The organism is Streptococcus mitis, assembly GCF_946188375.1.
Lineage (GTDB): Bacteria > Bacillota > Bacilli > Lactobacillales > Streptococcaceae > Streptococcus > Streptococcus mitis_CX.
In genome coordinates this window covers 47,983-65,697 of sequence record NZ_CAMHUS010000010.1, presented here as the reverse complement: position 1 = coordinate 65,697, position 17,715 = coordinate 47,983, and the positions used below count along the sequence as shown (strand labels likewise).

Annotated in this window: 16 protein-coding genes and 2 pseudogenes; 11 read left to right on the top strand and 7 right to left on the bottom strand. The window is 35.0% G+C overall.

The genetic code is table 11. The annotated features are described in order from the left end of the window. Positions 1-818, top strand: an 818-nt coding sequence (locus tag N8M16_RS08740) for an SIALI-17 repeat-containing surface protein (protein ID WP_261030990.1), incomplete at its 5' end; no start/stop codon positions are given. Between the two features lie 395 nt (positions 819-1,213). Here N8M16_RS08740 and N8M16_RS08735 read toward each other — a convergent pair. The 3 genes and pseudogenes from N8M16_RS08735 to N8M16_RS08725 form a co-directional block, all read right to left on the bottom strand. Beyond that, positions 1,214-1,579: pseudogene (locus N8M16_RS08735) on the bottom strand (tyrosine-type recombinase/integrase); the annotation flags it as partial. A gap of 354 nt (positions 1,580-1,933) precedes the next feature. Next, entirely contained in the window at positions 1,934-3,472 is a 1,539-nt protein-coding gene (locus tag N8M16_RS08730; protein ID WP_049544446.1) for a response regulator transcription factor, read from the bottom strand. Further along, positions 3,453-5,123: a sensor histidine kinase gene (locus N8M16_RS08725; protein ID WP_261070023.1), complete on the bottom strand. Its 1,671-nt coding sequence runs from the start codon at positions 5,121-5,123 to the stop codon at positions 3,453-3,455. The genes N8M16_RS08730 and N8M16_RS08725 overlap by 20 nt, the downstream gene beginning before the upstream one ends. A 202-nt stretch (positions 5,124-5,325) precedes the next feature. Between N8M16_RS08725 and N8M16_RS08720 the strand changes: the two genes are divergently transcribed. From N8M16_RS08720 to N8M16_RS08675, 10 genes and pseudogenes are all read left to right on the top strand, one after another. Further along, positions 5,326-6,243 (top strand): ABC transporter permease, encoded by a 918-nt coding sequence (locus tag N8M16_RS08720; protein WP_000861541.1) that lies wholly within the window; start codon positions 5,326-5,328, stop codon positions 6,241-6,243. A gap of 17 nt (positions 6,244-6,260) precedes the next feature. Further along, positions 6,261-7,157 carry a carbohydrate ABC transporter permease gene (locus tag N8M16_RS08715; protein ID WP_001267167.1) on the top strand — a complete coding sequence of 299 codons (897 nt, stop codon included), beginning with the start codon at positions 6,261-6,263 and terminating at the stop codon, positions 7,155-7,157. Positions 7,158-7,166: 9 nt separating this feature from the next. Continuing rightward, positions 7,167-8,732 (top strand): type 2 periplasmic-binding domain-containing protein, encoded by a 1,566-nt coding sequence (locus tag N8M16_RS08710; protein WP_004256278.1) that lies wholly within the window; start codon positions 7,167-7,169, stop codon positions 8,730-8,732. Between the two features lie 204 nt (positions 8,733-8,936). Continuing rightward, a complete protein-coding gene (locus tag N8M16_RS08705; RefSeq protein ID WP_261034589.1) occupies positions 8,937-9,581 on the top strand; it encodes a YesL family protein in 645 nt (214 codons plus the stop codon). Continuing rightward, entirely contained in the window at positions 9,578-11,791 is a 2,214-nt protein-coding gene (locus N8M16_RS08700) for a glycoside hydrolase family 31 protein (protein WP_261070022.1), read from the top strand. Before N8M16_RS08705 ends, N8M16_RS08700 begins: the two co-directional genes overlap by 4 nt. Positions 11,792-12,012: 221 nt before the next feature. Beyond that, a pseudogene (locus tag N8M16_RS08695) lies at positions 12,013-12,494 on the top strand (POT-type proton-dependent oligopeptide transporter); the annotation flags it as partial. Positions 12,495-12,863: 369 nt separating this feature from the next. Beyond that, entirely contained in the window at positions 12,864-13,550 is a 687-nt protein-coding gene (locus N8M16_RS08690; RefSeq protein WP_261057148.1) for an XRE family transcriptional regulator, read from the top strand. A gap of 3 nt (positions 13,551-13,553) precedes the next feature. Beyond that, complete coding sequence (locus tag N8M16_RS08685) at positions 13,554-14,969, top strand: Y-family DNA polymerase (RefSeq protein ID WP_261070021.1); 1,416 nt, start codon at positions 13,554-13,556, stop codon at positions 14,967-14,969. Next, positions 14,966-15,328, top strand: coding sequence for a hypothetical protein (locus N8M16_RS08680; protein ID WP_261070020.1), 363 nt, complete (start codon positions 14,966-14,968; stop codon positions 15,326-15,328). The genes N8M16_RS08685 and N8M16_RS08680 overlap by 4 nt, the downstream gene beginning before the upstream one ends. Then, positions 15,321-15,614: a DUF5960 family protein gene (locus N8M16_RS08675; protein ID WP_261070019.1), complete on the top strand. Its 294-nt coding sequence runs from the start codon at positions 15,321-15,323 to the stop codon at positions 15,612-15,614. Before N8M16_RS08680 ends, N8M16_RS08675 begins: the two co-directional genes overlap by 8 nt. 142 nt (positions 15,615-15,756) lie before the next feature. On the opposite strand, the gene N8M16_RS08670 is transcribed toward N8M16_RS08675, so the two are convergent. From N8M16_RS08670 to N8M16_RS08655, 4 genes are read right to left on the bottom strand one after another with little or no spacing between them, the layout of a single operon-like run. Beyond that, on the bottom strand, positions 15,757-16,233 hold the full coding sequence (locus tag N8M16_RS08670) for a glutathione peroxidase (RefSeq protein WP_261070018.1): 477 nt from the start codon (positions 16,231-16,233) through the stop codon (positions 15,757-15,759). Then, the gene (locus tag N8M16_RS08665) at positions 16,230-16,808 is read right to left on the bottom strand and encodes a DUF3278 domain-containing protein (protein ID WP_000711244.1); all 579 of its coding nucleotides are present in this window, start codon (positions 16,806-16,808) and stop codon (positions 16,230-16,232) included. Before N8M16_RS08665 ends, N8M16_RS08670 begins: the two co-directional genes overlap by 4 nt. 12 nt (positions 16,809-16,820) lie before the next feature. Then, on the bottom strand, positions 16,821-17,162 hold the full coding sequence (locus N8M16_RS08660; RefSeq protein WP_261070017.1) for a hypothetical protein: 342 nt from the start codon (positions 17,160-17,162) through the stop codon (positions 16,821-16,823). A gap of 10 nt (positions 17,163-17,172) precedes the next feature. Continuing rightward, positions 17,173-17,715: a DUF3278 domain-containing protein gene (locus N8M16_RS08655; protein ID WP_261070016.1), complete on the bottom strand. Its 543-nt coding sequence runs from the start codon at positions 17,713-17,715 to the stop codon at positions 17,173-17,175.

Genomic DNA, 17,715 nt, shown 5'->3' with positions numbered 1-17,715 from the left:
ATACAGCCGTAGGACAACCAGGCGAAGTATCCGGAACAGTGATCGTTCGTTACCCAGATGGCACAAGCGAAGAAGTTGAAGTGAAGCTGACTGTCCGTCAAATAAATGCTAAAGGCACTCCAGAAACACAACCAGAAGCACCAGACTTCACAGGAGGTGTAAACGCACCGGATGCACCAATAAGTGAAGTGCCAGAATACACAGACCCAATTGGATCGACTGGTGTAGATGGAAATGGAAACCTCATCATACCACCAAGTGTAGATATTCCTGAGTTTATGGGTGGAACAAGTACACCGGATGCACCAACTCATGAGTTCTCAGAGTTTAATGGGAACATTGCTATAAATGGTGAACTTCCAGAACCAGCTCAATTACCAAAAGTTAAACTGATTATTACTAAATGGGTTGATGAAAACGGTAATGAGTTGAAACCAGCAGATGCGAAAACTCCTAAAGTATTAGGTGAGGAAAATGAAGCATTTGAACATGGTGAAATCGAAGGTTATGAATTTGTAAGAACTGAAGTAGATGAAAATGGAGAAGTAGTTACACATATCTTTAGAAAAGTTGCCTCTTCAGGAGTAACTCAAACAAATGATAATGTGAAACCTGAACAGACTCCAGATGCTCTTCATATTTCTACAAATGAAACACATGCTAAACCAGAAAAAGATGAAGTGAAACAGAAAGAAACTCAAACAACCTTGCCGAAAACTGGTACGGCAAATAGTTTAGGACTCTTATCTGTAGCAACAAGTTCAATTCTTTTTGGATTAGGCTTCTTCATTTTAAGTAAAAAAGAAGACGAAGAATGATCTTTGACGAAGTTAATGAATACAAGAATGTAAAATATATTCGGTGAATAGAAATATCCCCTAACGGTCAGTAATTGTTAGGGGATGTTGTATTATTAATTTTATTGTATTTCTTTCTCAACTACATAAGCTCCGAAAACTAAAAAGTGATAACCTCTTGATTTTTAAAAGGATTATATATGTAAAAATTGAGGATTTATCTCTTAAAAGAACTTGATTTCAGTGATAATTTACCATAAATATCATAATGTAGAAAAACCAGATCTTAAGATATAAGCTCGTAAAGCTAGCCAGTTCTCAAAACGTTAAGAACCAGCTACAATACAGCATTTACAACACTTCATGGTTCACACCATGGGGTGTTTTTTTGATGATTTTTAGTAAAATTCACACCATTACTTTTTAAGATTGCGATAAGCAATCTCTCCAACAGCCATTGGAATGACATTTGAAGTGTTGACATAAGTCTTAGTTACTTCTTTATCACTGTGAGTTAAAGCTTCTGAAATAGCTTCGAGTGAGAGTCCTGCTTGTTTTGCAAGTGTCGTTCCTGTATGTTGCAGTTTATGAGGTGTAACATGTGCTAGTTCTTTATATCGCTTTCTGATATTTTTCATTTTATTGTTTAGATAGTCAGCATGTAAAGGCTTGTTGATGTTTCCTTTTGTGTCGATATATGTAAAAACAAATTGTTCTGGATTACTGATGATGCCAAACTTTGCTAGTTCATATCTTTGTTGTTTTTTCCAAGAGGAAAGAACCTGAAGTAAGTCATTAGAAAAAGAGAAAATAGGATAGAATAAACTCTATTTCAGGAGAAAATGAAGCAAATATTTCCATAATAAAACGCATATGATCAAGGTTGTTCAGTAAAAGCTTGATAGTATACGTTTTATCCTAGAAATATTTACTGGATTTTCTTTTCAAACTGACTTTTTAAGAAGTTGCCTTATCAACAATTTTAAAGAAATTTTTGGAGCTATGTTGGACTGAAAGATATTGTGCTGATGATAATCTAAAAAATTATCATTTAACTTATCTTTGGAAAAACTGTAGAATTTCAAAAATTACTACAAATCTTGAATTTTACTTATCATTTCAATGATTTAAATTGCTTACATTTTATTTTGATATGTTTTACGGTAATCTCCAGGAGAAAGTCCAGTCCTTTGTTTAAAAATTTTAGTAAAGTAAGAATAATTATCATACCCTACTTGACAAGATACCTGTGATATCGAGATATTTGTTTGGGATAGGAGAGATTTAGCAGCATTAATGCGCTTATCCGTTATGTATTTAACAAGAGTTTCTCCAGTTTCTTTTTTAAAAATTCTAGCTAAATGATCTGCACTGAGATAAACCATATCTGCTAATATAGAACGATTTATATCTTCATAGTAGTGATGATCTATGTATTCGACGATGCGTTGAATACTATTTTTCTGGTTTTCAATGTTTGTTGCAAATTTCTTAGCATGTGACCAGTAATAATCAAAGTAATCCTGAAATGATTCAATTGAATGAAAGCGTCGTTGGAATAAGAAATCATGAGTGCTATTTTGGAATAATTTATGTGCTGAAATTCCATTTTGATCTAGATATATTCCTATTTGTTGAGTCCAATCTAGTAAAATTTGTTGTAGCGTGAAAGTAGGGATTTGAGAATTATAGACGAGTGAATTAATTTTTTCTCTTAATTCATATTCGCTTAAGCTATCTAAAAACGTAATTGAAAGAGTTTCTGTTTTGAAAGAAGTTGGGAAACTATGTGGAACACATATAATAGTATTCCAATAAGAGACATACTGTTCATTATAAGTGTAGAGTTCTTTGGTATGAAATAAAACATCGGATATTTTATGGCAACTCTTATATATAATGTTTGAGTATTTACTAAAGTTATTAGAAATTTGAGAATGAATCTCATATGCCAATTTGTCACTACGTTTGGATGAGTCTACTCTAAAGAGACAAACATATTGATCAACCTGGCTTTCCATCTTGAACAAACTTATCAGCTTATAAGAAGGTTGTGAAATTCTTTGAAGTTCTCTTTTTAGTTGAGAAGTCCATGATGGAGTTTCTGCAGAATAATCTTCTTCATTAAGATTGATTGTTAAAACTGCAAGAAAAAAATACTGGTGTTTTTGAAGAATAAAATCTTGTTTGCTTGCTATTATTTCTAGCTCATCAATGCGAGAAATTTGAGGTTTTCTAAGGTAATCATACCAGAAATTATCTTCTATTTGTAAAAGCGAATCATTTTTTCCATTTAAGTTATGATTCTCAATTTTACTAATGGCTTTTTGAATAATAAATTCTAATTTTTCAAAGTTAATGGGTTTTAGATAGTATTCGAAGCTTTGCAATTCAATTGCTTTTTGAGCATAGTTGAAGTCGGCGTAATTGGTTAAAAAAATTGTTTTTATATCATATTTTTCATTTCTAATCCAAGATAAGAGTTCGAGGCCGCTGCCTTGAGGCATTTCTATATCGCTTATCATAAGATCAATAGGATGCTCTCTAATAATATTTTGAGCTTGAGTGAGGCTATAGGCAACATAAACAATGTCAATGTGTAGTTTATCCCAATTTATTTTCTCTCGTAAAGCCTCAATGATAAAGCGATCGTCATCAACTAATAAAATGTTCATTATAACCTCCGTCTATAATCTTGTATGGAATGAGTAAAAGAATTTTAGCTCCACCTTCTTCATTATTTTCAAATGCAATACTATAGTCATTAGGATAGAGAAGATTTAAACGTTCGATGGTGTTTGTGATCCCAATATGATGTCCATCTTCTGTTATTAGAGACTGTTTCTGATTTAGTTTTGATAAAATTTCTTCAGAGAAACCTGGACCATTATCCTCGATACAAATCTGAATATAATCTGAGTTCTCAGTTTTTACTTTTTTTATCGATAGCAAAATTGTAAATAAATTCTGAAATGAAAAACCGTGTTTGATTGTGTTTTCAATAAATGTTTGTAAAAGTAATGATGGGACAAGAGTATTTTGTAAATCAGAATTGTAGTCTAGTGAAAAGTAGATGCTATTTCCATATCGAATTCGTTGTATTTCTAAATAATCTTTAATATGCTGAACTTCATCTTTAAGTTCTGAAAAATCTTGATTAGCCATAAATAAATGACGGAGATAATTTGAAGTTAGGATAGTTAATTCTTCAATTTCCTTATAGTTTTTTGTTTGAAGCATACTATGAATCATTGATAACATATTTAAGTAGAAATGCGGACGAATTTGGTTCTTAAGATAATTAAGTTCTATCTTCTTAAGTTCTAGTTGTGAATGGTATTCCCGTATTTTTAATTCTTGCATGTCAAATATTACTTTATTAAGTTTATCATTTGCCTTATCAATTTCTAGTATACCTTCAGATATAAAAAATTCAGAAGGGGGGATGGAGCCCCCAAATTGAGAGAGCCGTTCAGTGAGTCTTGTTATAGGTTTAATCATCCACTGACGAATATACAGGATAATGATGATTGATAAAATTGTGATAATGATAGGAACGGCTGATAAAAATACTTCTAAGAGTGTGATATTTCTAAAGACTTCGGCATAATCGACTAAAACATAAATATCGAAGGGTAAATGCGTTTTTTCATTTTGGGCATGAATTAGGTAATTAGCGGACGGTATATTGTTAGGCTCTTTTAGGGAGAGTTTGCCATTATTACCAATATTAAGTTTATTGAGAGGTTTTAGGATATCTTCTGAAGATATGACGGCATAAATGATTTTTCCTTCGTAATGAACAGATTTAACTAAGTATTCGCTGTTTTTAGTAGTTACATTTTTCCATTTACGGTCACTTATATCACTACGCAATGATTTTAGATTTGATTTTAACAGTAGATAATCTTCATATGGAATATAAAGATTGGAGACATTTATAAAATGATCAGTACTATCGGTTTCTAATAAGAATGTCATATGAGTTTCATTTTGATATTCAAACTCTGTAAAGCTAGTTTGAACTTTTTTAAGATTTTCTTGATACTCAAGAAACGTTTGTACATGATTTAATTTCTCTAAAGATTCATTATGCGTTATTGTTGAGTACATAAAGCGTTCTACAGAATGCAATTTCTCATTAACAGAATCAGCATAAATTTCAATTGAACTACGTAGGTGTACTATATTTTGGTTTTTAATAAAATTTCTGGTTATGTTACTCATAGCAATATTGATTAAAATATTTATCAATAGTAGTACAAGTAGGAGTTTAAAGAAAAAATGAATGGAATGTTTTTTTGATAAGTCGTGATTTAATTTCATATACTAGTCTCCTATTAAAATTATAGCACTTTGAAAATATGATATCATGTAACAAAACAGATATGTTTTATCAAGATGTCGGAAAAGTAATAGTTTTTAAAATTAAAAAACTGAAAAATTGATAAACCTAGTCCAAAAAGTTATATTAAGGGAATTCTATATGGTGTAAAATAATCGTAGAAAAACAAATAGGAGGAAAAAAATGAAAGTAGCATCTCAACTTCATAAAATAAAATTAAAGCATAGTATTCCGTTATATATATTACTTTTTCCTTCAATATTGCTATTAATTTTATTTTCCTATATTCCCATGTTGGGATTAATTATTGCATTTAAAGACTATTCACCAGCCAATGGTATCTTTGCTAGTCAGTGGGTAGGGTTTAAGTACTTTACTCAATTTTTCTCATCATTCCAATTCGGGACAACTATGTTCAATACATTAAAAATTTCACTTTATAGTATTGTAGTAGGTTTCCCCTTACCTATTATACTAGCTATCATTAGTAATCAGTTAAGAGTTGGGAAATTTAGAAAAATATTTCAAGTGACAACTTACTTACCCCATTTTATCTCTACAATGGTTATGTGTGGGATGATTATCTTATTTTTATCTCCTACTAGCGGTTTGTTAGCGAATGTATTTAAGTCTGTTGGAATTACTATTCCAGATTTTTTATCAAAACCTACTAATTTTGCAGGTGTGTATGTTTGGAGTGATGTATGGCAACATATAGGTTGGGATAGTATTATTTATCTAGCAGCCCTTTCTGCAATTGATCCTACATATTATGAGGCTGCAACTATGGATGGTGCCTCTAGATTACAAAAAATTCGGCATATAGAATTACCATTACTTTTGCCGACTGCTATGATTTTACTAATATTAAGAGCAGGTAGTTTATTAAGTGTAGGGTTTGAGAAAGTGTTACTATTACAGAATCCTCTTAATTTAGCAGGAAGTGAGATAATTTCGACCTATGTTTATAAAGTTGGTATGGTGAACTTTCAGTATAGTTATTCGACAGCTATAGGGTTATTTAACACCGTAGTCAATCTAATAATTTTGTTATCTGTTAACTGGTTCTCAAAAAGATATACTAGAACGGGTCTTTTTTAAAGGAAGGAGTGCTTAAAGTGAGATGGTTTCATAAATCAAGAAAAACAAACTCTGAATTATTATTTGATATAGTTACCTATGGTTTAGCAATTTTCCTTATCTTGTTAATTGTTTATCCGTTATGGTTTGTAGTGATTGCATCTTTTAGCAATCCTTCAGATGTTGCAAATGGGAAGGTATGGTTTATTCCTAGAGAATGGAAATTAGATGGATATTTACGTCTTATTCAACAACCTTTATTTTTGCGTAGCTATCTAAATACCATTTTATATACTGTTGTTGGTACCTTAGTTGCTTTAGTAGTCAATATTCCAGCTGGTTATGCTTTATCTAGAAAAGAATTAGTTGGTAGAAAGTGGATGAGCATTCTATACATTATTCCTATGTTTGTATCAGGTGGCTTGATTCCTACCTACTTAACAGTAAAGAATGTAGGCTTGATTGATACATTTTGGGTAATGGTAATACCTTTTGCAGTTTCATCATACAATATTATTGTTGCTAGAACTTTCTTTAATAATAGTATTCCAGACGGGATGTGGGAGGCTGCGCAAATTGATGGATGTGGTACAATTCGTTATTTTATTAAGATAGTCGTTCCTTTATCAAAAGCTATTATAGCAGTTATTGGACTTTGGACCGCAGTTGGTATTTGGAATTCGTGGTTTAATGCTTTAATTTATTTAACGAATGAAAATTTACAACCATTGCAATTAATTTTACGACGTTTACTAATTAGTAATCAAATGTTACAATCGCAAGCAACAGGAGAAGTTGCATCAGATCTTCGTATCAAAGCCGATATGATGAAATATGCAGCAATTGTTATTTCGACCGCTCCGATAATGTTGCTATATCCCTTTGTTCAAAAATATTTTAATCAAGGCGTAATGATTGGCGCGTTGAAAGAATAGGAGAAAAACATGAAAAATAAATCATTTACATATTTGTTCTTAGGAACAGTTACACTTGCTGGCTTAACAGCCTGTGCAAATTCTAATAATGCGAATAAGGATGATAAGTCTGGAGAAGATTCTTATAAAATCACAACTGTTCGTTGGTCTGACTGGGGGGAAGATTATCATAAAGGTTTTCTAACTGATTCTGCCAAAGAATCAGGTATCGATGTTAAATGGGATACACTTGTAGCTGCAGATTGGGCAGATAAGAAATCTGTGTTGGTTGCTAGTGGAGATTTACCAGATGCATTTTTAGGTTCAAATGCTTTTACAGATTCAGAAATTGCTCAGAACCAATCTTTATTTATTCCATTGGAAGATTTAATCAAAGAAAACATGCCAAATTTAACTAAGGCTATGGAGAAAGAACCTAAGATTAAAGCTATGATTACTTCACCAGATGGTCATATCTACAGTCTACCTAAAAAATTACCGATGCGTCCTACTGTAGCTAATCAGCTATTTATTAATAAAAAGTGGCTGGATAATTTAGGATTAAAGGTTCCAGAAACTTATGATGATTTAGTAAAAGTACTACAAGAATTTAAGGATAAAGATGCGAACGGAAATGGAGACGCTTCTGATGAAATTCCATTCGGAGCAGGAAACTTTGATCCAACATTCTCATATATTCTTCCGTTCAATAATCGTTTAGGGGCAGATAATACATATGAAATGTCTGTAAAAGATGGAAAACCAGTCTACCTTCGTACAGAAGAAAGTTATAAACAAGGGATTGCAGCAATGCACGAATCTTATAAAAAAGGTTTGATTGATCCGGAAATCTTTACAGAAGATACCTCTATGAGTGTAGCAAAACGTATGGATAAGGGAGTATCTAGAGTAGGTGTTTCTAGTGGTTGGACAGCAGATGCAACGTTTGGCTTACATTCAAGTGAGTATATTGCTCTACCTGCTTTAAAAGGTATGGATGGTAAACAATATGTCTTTTCTGATCCAGATCATTACAACTATGGTCGAAATGAAATTTTGATTACAAATAAGAGCAAAAACCCTGCTAAATTATTGAAATGGTTGGATAAATTATATACAGATGAAGCAAGTATTCAGAATTTCTATGGATCATTTGGAATAGCTACTGAAAAGAATGGTGATAAGTTTAAAGTGTTACCTCCTAAAGATGGTAAATCAGCTGATGAATGGGCATGGATTAATTCACTTCGAGATTTTGGTCCTAAATACGTAAGCGATGATATCAATAGTCGCGTAGAAATCGATCAAACACAAGGTGATGGATTGAAATTGAAGATGGACCAAGATTTGAAACAATTTGCGTTGCCAGCTTACCCTAATGTGATTTATTCACAAGAAGAACTTAACAAATTATCATCAATCTATGTTAGCATTGAATCCTATGTCAAACAACAAGCATCTAAATGGGTAGTTGAAGGTGGCATAGAAAAAGAATGGGACTCATACAAAGAAACTCTTAAGAATATGGGATTGGACGAATTTATGAAGATTCAACAGGAAGCATATAATCGTTACCAAAAAGAAGTAAAAGAGTAATACTTTATATGAACTCTTGGTTGTATAAACAAGGGACTAGCTAATTACAGGAAGCGAGACTGATAACGTCAAATTATCTCGCTTCCTTTATTCTAATTTTTAAAGAAATTTGGAAATGTTTTTTAAATAATTTAGGTAATATTTTTGTGCAACTGACATTCTAAAATATAGAGTTAAGACGATTGATTTTATGGAGAATATATTATGCAAAAATTATTTTCATTAGATGGAAAAGTGGTTAGAATTTTAACTTTTTTGACAGATTTAATTATTTTAAATACTCTATTTATTGTTAGTTGTATTCCAATAGTTACAATTGGGGCATCATTAACTTCTCTTACGACAATGTGGTATCGTATTTTAAAAGGTAAAGATACCGATATTGCTTATCATTATTTTCGGATCTTTAGACGAAATTTTAAACAGTCAACTTTTATTTGGTTGTTTATCCTCCTAATAGAATTACTTTTATATGTGAACTATTGTCTTTGGGGCTATTCAAGTTTATTTTCAGAGTATAGTTTATTGTTAGTGTTGCCCTTTTTATTTGTTATAATACTTTTTATGAGTGTTGTTTTTCCCTATATTGGTCTATTTAAAGATAATCTAAAAAATAGTATTGTAAATAGCGTATTAATTTGTATTTTAAATCCAATGCAAGCTATCATGTTGGTTTTATTTAATATTTCTGTACTGTATATGAGTTTTAGTAGTCCAGAACGAGTTTTAACAGCTATTTACGTATTTACATTTGGAGGATTTGCTTTTTGTGGATTGATGAATGTAATGGTAACGAATAAAATGTTTGATAAAGTAAAGAGATTTAATAAGAGGAGGGAAACAAATTGAAAATTTTTAAGGGAGAGTTTTATCGAATCTCTGTATTAACAGACAAGTTAGTAAGGTTAGAATACTCTCAAACTGGAAGATTTGAGGATAGAACGACACAACTTATCTATAATAGAGATTTTGGCCAAGTTTCGTTAGATTATATCGAGACATCAAACGTACTAGATATTATGACGGACTATTTTCATCTGCACTTTAATAAAGGAGAATTTAACGCCGAAAATCTATTTATAGAATTAAAAGGAAATTTTGCTGTATATGGTAGTCGCTGGTATTTTGGTGAATCTATTGAAACATTAAAAGGAACAGCTCGGACTCTGGATGAGGCAGATGGAGCAATCTCGTTAGAAGATGGAATTATTAGCCGAAATGGTATAGCCTTATTGGATGATTCTCAAGGATTTATTTGGGATGAACAGTCTGGTTATATTGAGAGAGAAAATCAAATTGACCTCTATTTCTTTGCCTATGGGCATGATTATAGAGGAGCAATCAGAGACTTTTACCATTTGACTGGTTCAACACCCTTGTTGCCAAGATATGCTTTAGGCAATTGGTGGAGTAGATATTGGCCTTATACGTCGGATGAATACTTGGATTTAATAGACAGATTTAAAACAGAGAAAATTCCATTATCTATCGGTGTGTTAGATATGGATTGGCATATAACTGACATTCCAGCCTGTTTTGGAAGTGGCTGGACAGGATATAGTTGGAATAAAAACTTAATACCTAATCCAGAACAGTTATTGCAACAACTTCATGATAGAAAGTTAAAACTCTCTTTAAATGTCCATCCTGCTGATGGTATCCGGGCTTATGAAGAAGCTTATCCTCGAGTCGCCAAACGATTGGGGTTAAATGTAGAACTAGAAGAACCTGCTATTTTTGATTTTTTTAATCCCTCTTTTAGGGAATCCTACTTTAAAGATGTTCATTATGAGCTAGAAAAGCAGGGAGTAGATTTTTGGTGGATTGACTGGCAACAAGGGACTCAAGGGATGTTGGATCCACTATGGCTTTTAAACCATTATCATTATCAGGATAGTTGTAAAAATGCAGAAGGTGGTTTGATTTTATCAAGATATGCAGGGCCGGGTAGTCACCGCTACCCTGTTGGTTTTTCAGGAGATACTATTATTAGTTGGAATTCCTTAAGATTTCAACCTTATTTTACAGCGACAGCATCTAATATCGGTTATAGTTGGTGGAGTCATGATATCGGTGGACACATGCTAGGGGATTATGACGAAGAGCTACAAACCAGATGGCTACAGTTTGGCGTTTTTAGTCCGATAACTCGATTACATAGTTCTAGAAGTCCCTTTAATAGTAAAGAACCTTGGTTTTTTTCAGAAACAACATCTAAGATTATGAAGAAATACCTTCGTTTGAGACATCAGATGATTCCCTATCTATACACTATGAATGTAAAGACACACGAGGAAGGTGCCCCATTAATCAGCCCAATGTATTATTTCTACCCAGAGAATGATGAGAGTTATAATGTTCCAAATCAATACTTTTTTGGAACAGAACTGATGGTGGCTCCCATTGTAGAAAAGATGGATTTGGCATTCCAATCTGCAAAAGTGGATGTATGGTTCCCTGAAGGTGAATGGTATGACTTCTTTTCAGAGAAAAAATATACAGGTGGTGTGAAGTTAAGTGTTTATCGAGACATTTCGATGATACCTGTGTTTGCAAAAAGTGGTGCAATCATTCCCTTGGTTGGTTCTGAGATAGATATGGGTGTTGATTTACCTGAAGTTGTAGATTGGTATGTATTCCCAGGCAAACAACATTCTTTTGAAATGATTGAAGATCAAAATGGTCAAAGATATAAAACAAGATTGTCAATCGATTGGGAAATGGGGATGGTAGAGTTAACATTACTAGGAGATTCTAGTATCGTTCCAAGCAATAGAAAACATAGAATTCATTTTAAAGGAACGAATGTGTCTATAATTGAATTGCCAAATAAGAATGATACAGCTAGATTTGAATGTAAAGATAATAAAACAATATCTTTAAATGATGAAGTTTTTAGACTACTAAAGACGGCTTCTCTTCCATATGAATTAAAAGATAGATTGTTAAATCAATTCATCAATGCCAAAAATTCTCATGAGTTAATGAATATCTTGCATCATCAGGATAAGGAATTGAGAGGGCGTTTGTTGGAAATGATATTTACTAATGAAAACTAATTGAGAAATTTCGTACACAATTTCTATTATTTAATTACTAATTATTTATTTTTTAATGTGTAATAGTTTTACATCTCTATGCTTATTGACTTGTATTGCACTAGCTACAAGCTACAAGCTTGGTATAGGGGTGTTTTTGTTTACTGAAGAGGAAAGGATAAGTATGTTTCAAGGTTTGAAACATTTTTAAACGAAACAAGAGCAAATTTTTAAAGGTGATTTTTCAAAGTATCAATCCACTTTTCATTATGATTTATGTGCCGATTTTTGCATGGTTGTGGGGGAAATGGGTAAAAAGCAACCGTCCTCTTCTAAGAAATTTGCTTACGGTTTATTAGCAGCAGGTCTATCCTTCTTGTGGATGATGTTACCAGGAATGCTCTTTGGGACAGATGTTAAGGTCAGTCCTTTCTGGTTGATTATGAGTTGGGCTATTGTGATTGTGGGGGAAATGTTGATTTCGCCTATTGGTCTATCAGTCACTACTAAGCTAGCACCAAAATCCTTCCAAGCACAAATGATGTCTATCTGGTTCTTGAGTAATGCAGCTGCCCAAGCTATCAATGCTCAAATTGTAAAATTTTATACAAGCGAAACTGAAGTGGCTTACTATGGAATTGTTGGAGGAATTACGATTGTATTCGGTATTATCTTACTCTTCTACGTTCCACGTATTGAAAAACTAATGTCTGGTATCAAATAGAGAAAAACTGGAATTTCTGTAGGAATTTTAACAGTTAGATCAATTATTTATTCAAAGGATTTAGTTCTGTATTGTATAGGGCTAAGTCCTTTTAGTTTGATTAATACTCTTCGAAAATCAAATTCAAACCGCGTCAACGTCGCCTTGCCGTACTCAAGTACAGCCTACGGCTAGTTTCCTAGTTTGCTCTTTGATTTTCATTGAGTATAAAACTCACGATGTTTCTGATTTTCCTAGTGGACATTTGTCCACATTTTTTATATAATAAAATTAAACCAAAATGGTTGATTTTTGAAAAGTAACTCAACTAAATATTAGTCTTTCTAAGGGAGATAATGTCCATTAAAGCATCATAATAGGAGGTGAAGTATGTATCAGCCAGAAAAATTAAAGGCTCGGAGAAAAGAGTTAAAACTGACACAGAAGGAAATTGCAGAGCAACTTGGGATTAGTTTTCAGGCTTACTCGGCTTGGGAACGTGGAGTCAAGGAACCGTCCAAGGAGAAGGTGTCCCAGCTAGAGAACATTTTAAAAGTACCCAAAGGATATTTTACTCAGATCGAGATTGTCCGTCTCTACCATAGCCTCTCCAAGCAAGGGAAGGAGAAGGTTGTTCTCTATGCTCGCAACCTGGTTCAAGAGGAACAAGCCCAGAAAGTGGTGACCATGCCAGAGCGACTTTACGAGTATCGTGTTTATGAACGCATGTCAGCAGGGATTGGAGCTTCGGTCTATGATGATCAGAATTTTGATACGGTTTACTTTAATGAGGAGTTGGCTCATGATTTTGCATCATGGGTGTCTGGGGACTCCATGGAACCTAAATACCAAAATGGTTCAGTAGCTCTGATTCGAGAGACAGGATTTGACTATGACGGGGCGGTTTATGCAGTGGTTTGCAACAACCAGACCTATATCAAACGGGTCTATCGAGAGGAAGATGGCTTGCGTCTAGTCTCTATCAATCCTAAATATAAAGATATTTTCATCTCCTATGAGGAAGATCCTCGGATTGTGGGGATTATCGTTGGGAACTTTGTGCCGATGGAGGGCTAGCCTATGGGCTACTTCGATTATTCCCGAGAGCCTAAAAGTGACATCGCCTTTGTCGATATGAAATCCTTTTATGCCAGTGTTGAGTGTGTGAAAAGGGGCTTGCATCCGCTGAAAACCTCGCTTTGTGTCATGAGTCGCGCGGATAATTCAACTGGTCTTATCCTAGCCTCCTCTCCTATGTTTAAGAAGATTTTTGGCAAGTCAAATGTTGGTCGGGCCTACGATTTGCCTTTTGATATTAAAACGCGAAAATTTTCCTATTACAATGCTCGAAAGCAAGGGCTACCGACTGACTCGGACTATGTTCGCTACATCGAAGATTGGGCTCAAGTGACCTTGATTGTCCCTCCTCGAATGGACGAGTACATTGCAACCAATATGGAAATCCAGCGAATCTTTCAAAACTATGGCAGTCCAGATGATATTTATCCTTACTCTATCGATGAGGGTTTTATTGACCTGACTAGTTCACTTAATTATTTCATTTCAGACAAGAGTCTCTCTCGCAAAGACAAGCTGGATATGCTTTCTGCTCGTATTCAGAGGGATATTTGGAGGCAGACAGGGATCTACTCTACAGTAGGTATGTCCAATGCCAATCCCTTACTGGCCAAGTTGGCTCTGGATAATGAGGCCAAGCACACTCCGACCATGAGGGCCAACTGGTCTTATCAGGATGTGGAAGAGAAGGTCTGGTCCATTCCCAAGATGACGGATTTTTGGGGGATTGGCAGGGGGATGGAGAAACGCTTGCATGCTCTGGGGATTCTTTCCATCAAGGAATTAGCAACCAGCAATCCCGACCAGCTAAAGAAAGCACTGGGTCAGGCTGGTCTGCGTTTGTGGTTTCATGCTAACGGGATTGATGAGAGCAATGTTCATAAGCCCTATAAGGCCAAATCCAAGGGCTTGGGGAATTCTCAAATCTTGCCGAGAGACTACGTGAAGCTACGGGATATTGAAATTATTCTTCGAGAAATGGCGGAGCAGGTGGCTATTAGATTGAGAAGGTCTGGCAAGAAAACAACCCTTGTCTCTATCTATGTTGGTTTCTCTAAACAGGAGGTCAGGTCGTCTATTCACACACAAATGAAGGTCGAACCGACCAATAATACAGCTGTCTTAACGAATTATGTTTTGAAGTTATTTCATAACAAATACACTTCTGGAGCGGTCAGAAGTGTCGGAGTTAACTATTCAGGCTTTGTAGACGATTCCTTTGGTTTGATATCTCTCTTTGATGATGTTGACAAGTTAGAAAAAGAAGAAAGGCTCCAGACGGCCATTGACTCCATTCGGGAACAATTTGGTTTCACTTCTCTCTTAAAGGCCAATGCACTGGAAGAAGCCTCTAGGAGTTTTGCTAGAAGCAAGCTGATTGGGGGACATTCTGCTGGAGGATTAGATGGATTAAAATGATTGATCGTTCTTATTTACCTTTTCAATCCGCGCGAGATTATCAAGATCCAGGTATGCAGAAGTGGATGGGATTTTACCTCTCAGAACACACTAGTTCGCTCAGTGAAGAAAAAAACCGTGTTGATTTTTCGACGGATTTGACTCCAGATGATAAGTTGCACTTGCTTTCTCAGCTTTATGTTGGCCAACTTAGGGGAAGTTTTGTGCTAAAGGAAAAGAAGCAGAAAATCACTATCATCGGTGTGGTGAGAGAGTTATCGCCTCATACTCTATCTATTAGGACAAACGTGGGATATAGGTTGATAGATGTTGCAGATATCCTAGAAATTCGATTGTGGGAGGAGGGAGTTTATGACTAGAAAAGAGCTGTATGAAAACAAACTGCAGATGGATTATTTTTCAGATAACTATATTCATTTTGAAGAGGATTTTCAAAAATACTCTGCCATGAACGTACCCTTGACTTTCTTGATTGATGACATCCTACGAACCATGGCGATGAATCAGAAAAACTATTTTGTCTTAAACAAGGAAAATGCCAAGGATGGGCGGGAGCATCGTTTTTATTTTAGAGTGGTAACGGAAAAAGCGTGTCCCAGAAATAGGACCTATACATACTCAGGAGTCAAGAATAGCAGTCAGTAGTGCCTTGTCTGCTATGAATGTATCATTTTTACAACACTTCATGGTTCATATCATGGGGTGTTTTTCTATTTAAGTCAAAGCCCATCAAAAAATCTCACTATTCATCAGGCTAAAGGAAACCTAATCATAGTGAGATTGTGAGTTATAGTAGATTTTGTATGGCCTCTTCAATTTGTTTTGGGTCTGTTTTTGAAGAGAAGCGTTCAAAGACCTGCCCATCACGACCGATGAGAAACTTAGCGAAATTCCATTCGACTCGTTTTCCCAGTGGACCAGATTTCTGGTCTTTCAACCAAACATAGAGGGGATCTGCCTCCTTACCGTTGACCTTGATCTTGGCAAAACGTGGGAAGCTGGTTTGATAATGTAGGCTACAGAAGGTGTTGATTTCCTCTGCGCTGCCTGGTGCTTGTCCCATAAACTGATTGCAAGGGAAATCCAAGATTTCAAACCCCTGATCTTGATAGTGATCATAGAGTTCTTGCAGCCCTTTGTACTGGGGGGTTAACCCACATCCGGTAGCAGTGTTGACAATCAAGAGAACTTTACCACGATAGGCATTTAGTGAAGTTTCTTGCTTGTCTTGGTTCAAGACTGAAAAATCGTATAGTGAAGTCATTGCTTGCTTTTCTCCTTCTGTTTGGTATTTTTAGGAGGTTTCTCCTCCTGTAGGGATAGAAATCCGTAGGTCAGAGTTCCAAAAATGCTACCGATAATCAGGCCATACATTAGGAAAGGACCACTTTTATCGAATTGCATGAGCAACTTCCCAAAATCTGAAAAGGACATCTGCTGAACGAAGACTTTATGAAAGATGAGTAAGGTAAAGAAGCCGATCTGAATACCGATAAACACAATCCAGCTTCGGAATTTGATTTGGGCTTTGCTGTAGGTCTTGAGGATGATTTCTGATTTGTCATCCTTTTCAAGATGAAGCTCTTGGACGGCTCTTTGGGTTTTTAAAGTAATGAAAAAAATGAGTCCAGAGTAAACATAGGGCATAGCATAGCGAACCACTTCTATGAAGCGTCCAAATAACAGATAAAACAAGAAGAGAAAGAAGGAAGAATAAACGATTTGAACCATAGAACGGGCACAAGCCTTGTAGATAATCTCTTGTCGGCATTCATCAAAAGGGCCCTGAATGTGAAAGAGATTTCGAAGTAGGCGAGTGGTTAAGTCTTCTTTTTTCATGCTAGTAACCTCCTAAATGAGTGGTTTTTGATTGACTTCTTTAACGAGTTGATAGAAAGTATAGAAGTAAATCAAGCTAAAAATGATACAGGTTGTTATAAATACTAGGTATCTCCAATCTGCAGGACGCCTTAAAAGTTGTGGGAAGGATACGAGAATAAAACAGAGAGATACGTTTAGAAGGCGTATTTTTTTGGATTGGATTTTCTGAAGTATTTGTCCCTTGTTCAGCAAAGGAAGAAATAAAAGGAAAATGATCAAGAAAGGACGCGTAATATGTCCAGAAAACAGGACGAAGGTAATAAAGATGCTGACAAAAATATGACTGAATAGTAAAGTTAGTAATGATTTCATAGGGTACCTCCTAATCCTCATCTTGATCTTTCTTAGCTTTTGCAATGCGACGGGAGATGAGGAACTGTATGCTTGCTCCGAAGAAGATAGAACCGAGAATGCTTGATACACCATTTCTTATAGTGAGAAGAGAATTAAAATAGTCCGGACTTTCACCTATGAGTAGATTGAGAAGAGGAGTTATAAAAAACATCCATAGACCAAAGAACAAACCTGCTTTAAGACCTGGGTAGTGTAGTTGCTTACTTTCTTTCTCACTCAGCATATCCGGATCAATAGCTGTAATCCCTGTTTTTTTCATTTGGTAGGTGACATAGCCAGCAGCGATGAGGGCAATCACTAAAATCAGAGGAGGATAGACCAGAGCCACTAGTTGAGGAAATTTATAGGCTAGAACGAGTGGAATAAGATTTCCGAAAATCATCAGATAAAAGAGGATGATAAAGACTTGGTTACCGATACGATCGGCCTCGCGCCGCTTGTATTCGTCAAGGGGCTCAGAAATGCCGTATGTGCGTTTGATCAGTTTTTCAGTAAAGGTTTCTTTTTTCAT

Bases quoted from the DNA above. Each gene is read 5' to 3' on its own strand.
- N8M16_RS08665 (WP_000711244.1), bottom strand. From the start codon at position 16,808: ATGAAAAAAGAAGACTTAACCACTCGCCTACTTCGAAATCTCTTTCAC.
- N8M16_RS08660 (WP_261070017.1), bottom strand. From the start codon at position 17,162: ATGAAATCATTACTAACTTTACTATTCAGTCATATTTTTGTCAGCATC.
- N8M16_RS08730 (WP_049544446.1), bottom strand. From the start codon at position 3,472: ATGAACATTTTATTAGTTGATGACGATCGCTTTATCATTGAGGCTTTA.
- N8M16_RS08720 (WP_000861541.1), top strand. From the start codon at position 5,326: ATGAAAGTAGCATCTCAACTTCATAAAATAAAATTAAAGCATAGTATT.
- N8M16_RS08675 (WP_261070019.1), top strand. From the start codon at position 15,321: ATGACTAGAAAAGAGCTGTATGAAAACAAACTGCAGATGGATTATTTT.
- N8M16_RS08710 (WP_004256278.1), top strand. From the start codon at position 7,167: ATGAAAAATAAATCATTTACATATTTGTTCTTAGGAACAGTTACACTT.
- N8M16_RS08670 (WP_261070018.1), bottom strand. From the start codon at position 16,233: ATGACTTCACTATACGATTTTTCAGTCTTGAACCAAGACAAGCAAGAA.
- N8M16_RS08680 (WP_261070020.1), top strand. From the start codon at position 14,966: ATGATTGATCGTTCTTATTTACCTTTTCAATCCGCGCGAGATTATCAA.
- N8M16_RS08655 (WP_261070016.1), bottom strand. From the start codon at position 17,715: ATGAAAAAAGAAACCTTTACTGAAAAACTGATCAAACGCACATACGGC.
- N8M16_RS08690 (WP_261057148.1), top strand. From the start codon at position 12,864: ATGTATCAGCCAGAAAAATTAAAGGCTCGGAGAAAAGAGTTAAAACTG.
- N8M16_RS08725 (WP_261070023.1), bottom strand. From the start codon at position 5,123: ATGAAATTAAATCACGACTTATCAAAAAAACATTCCATTCATTTTTTC.
- N8M16_RS08685 (WP_261070021.1), top strand. From the start codon at position 13,554: ATGGGCTACTTCGATTATTCCCGAGAGCCTAAAAGTGACATCGCCTTT.
- N8M16_RS08705 (WP_261034589.1), top strand. From the start codon at position 8,937: ATGCAAAAATTATTTTCATTAGATGGAAAAGTGGTTAGAATTTTAACT.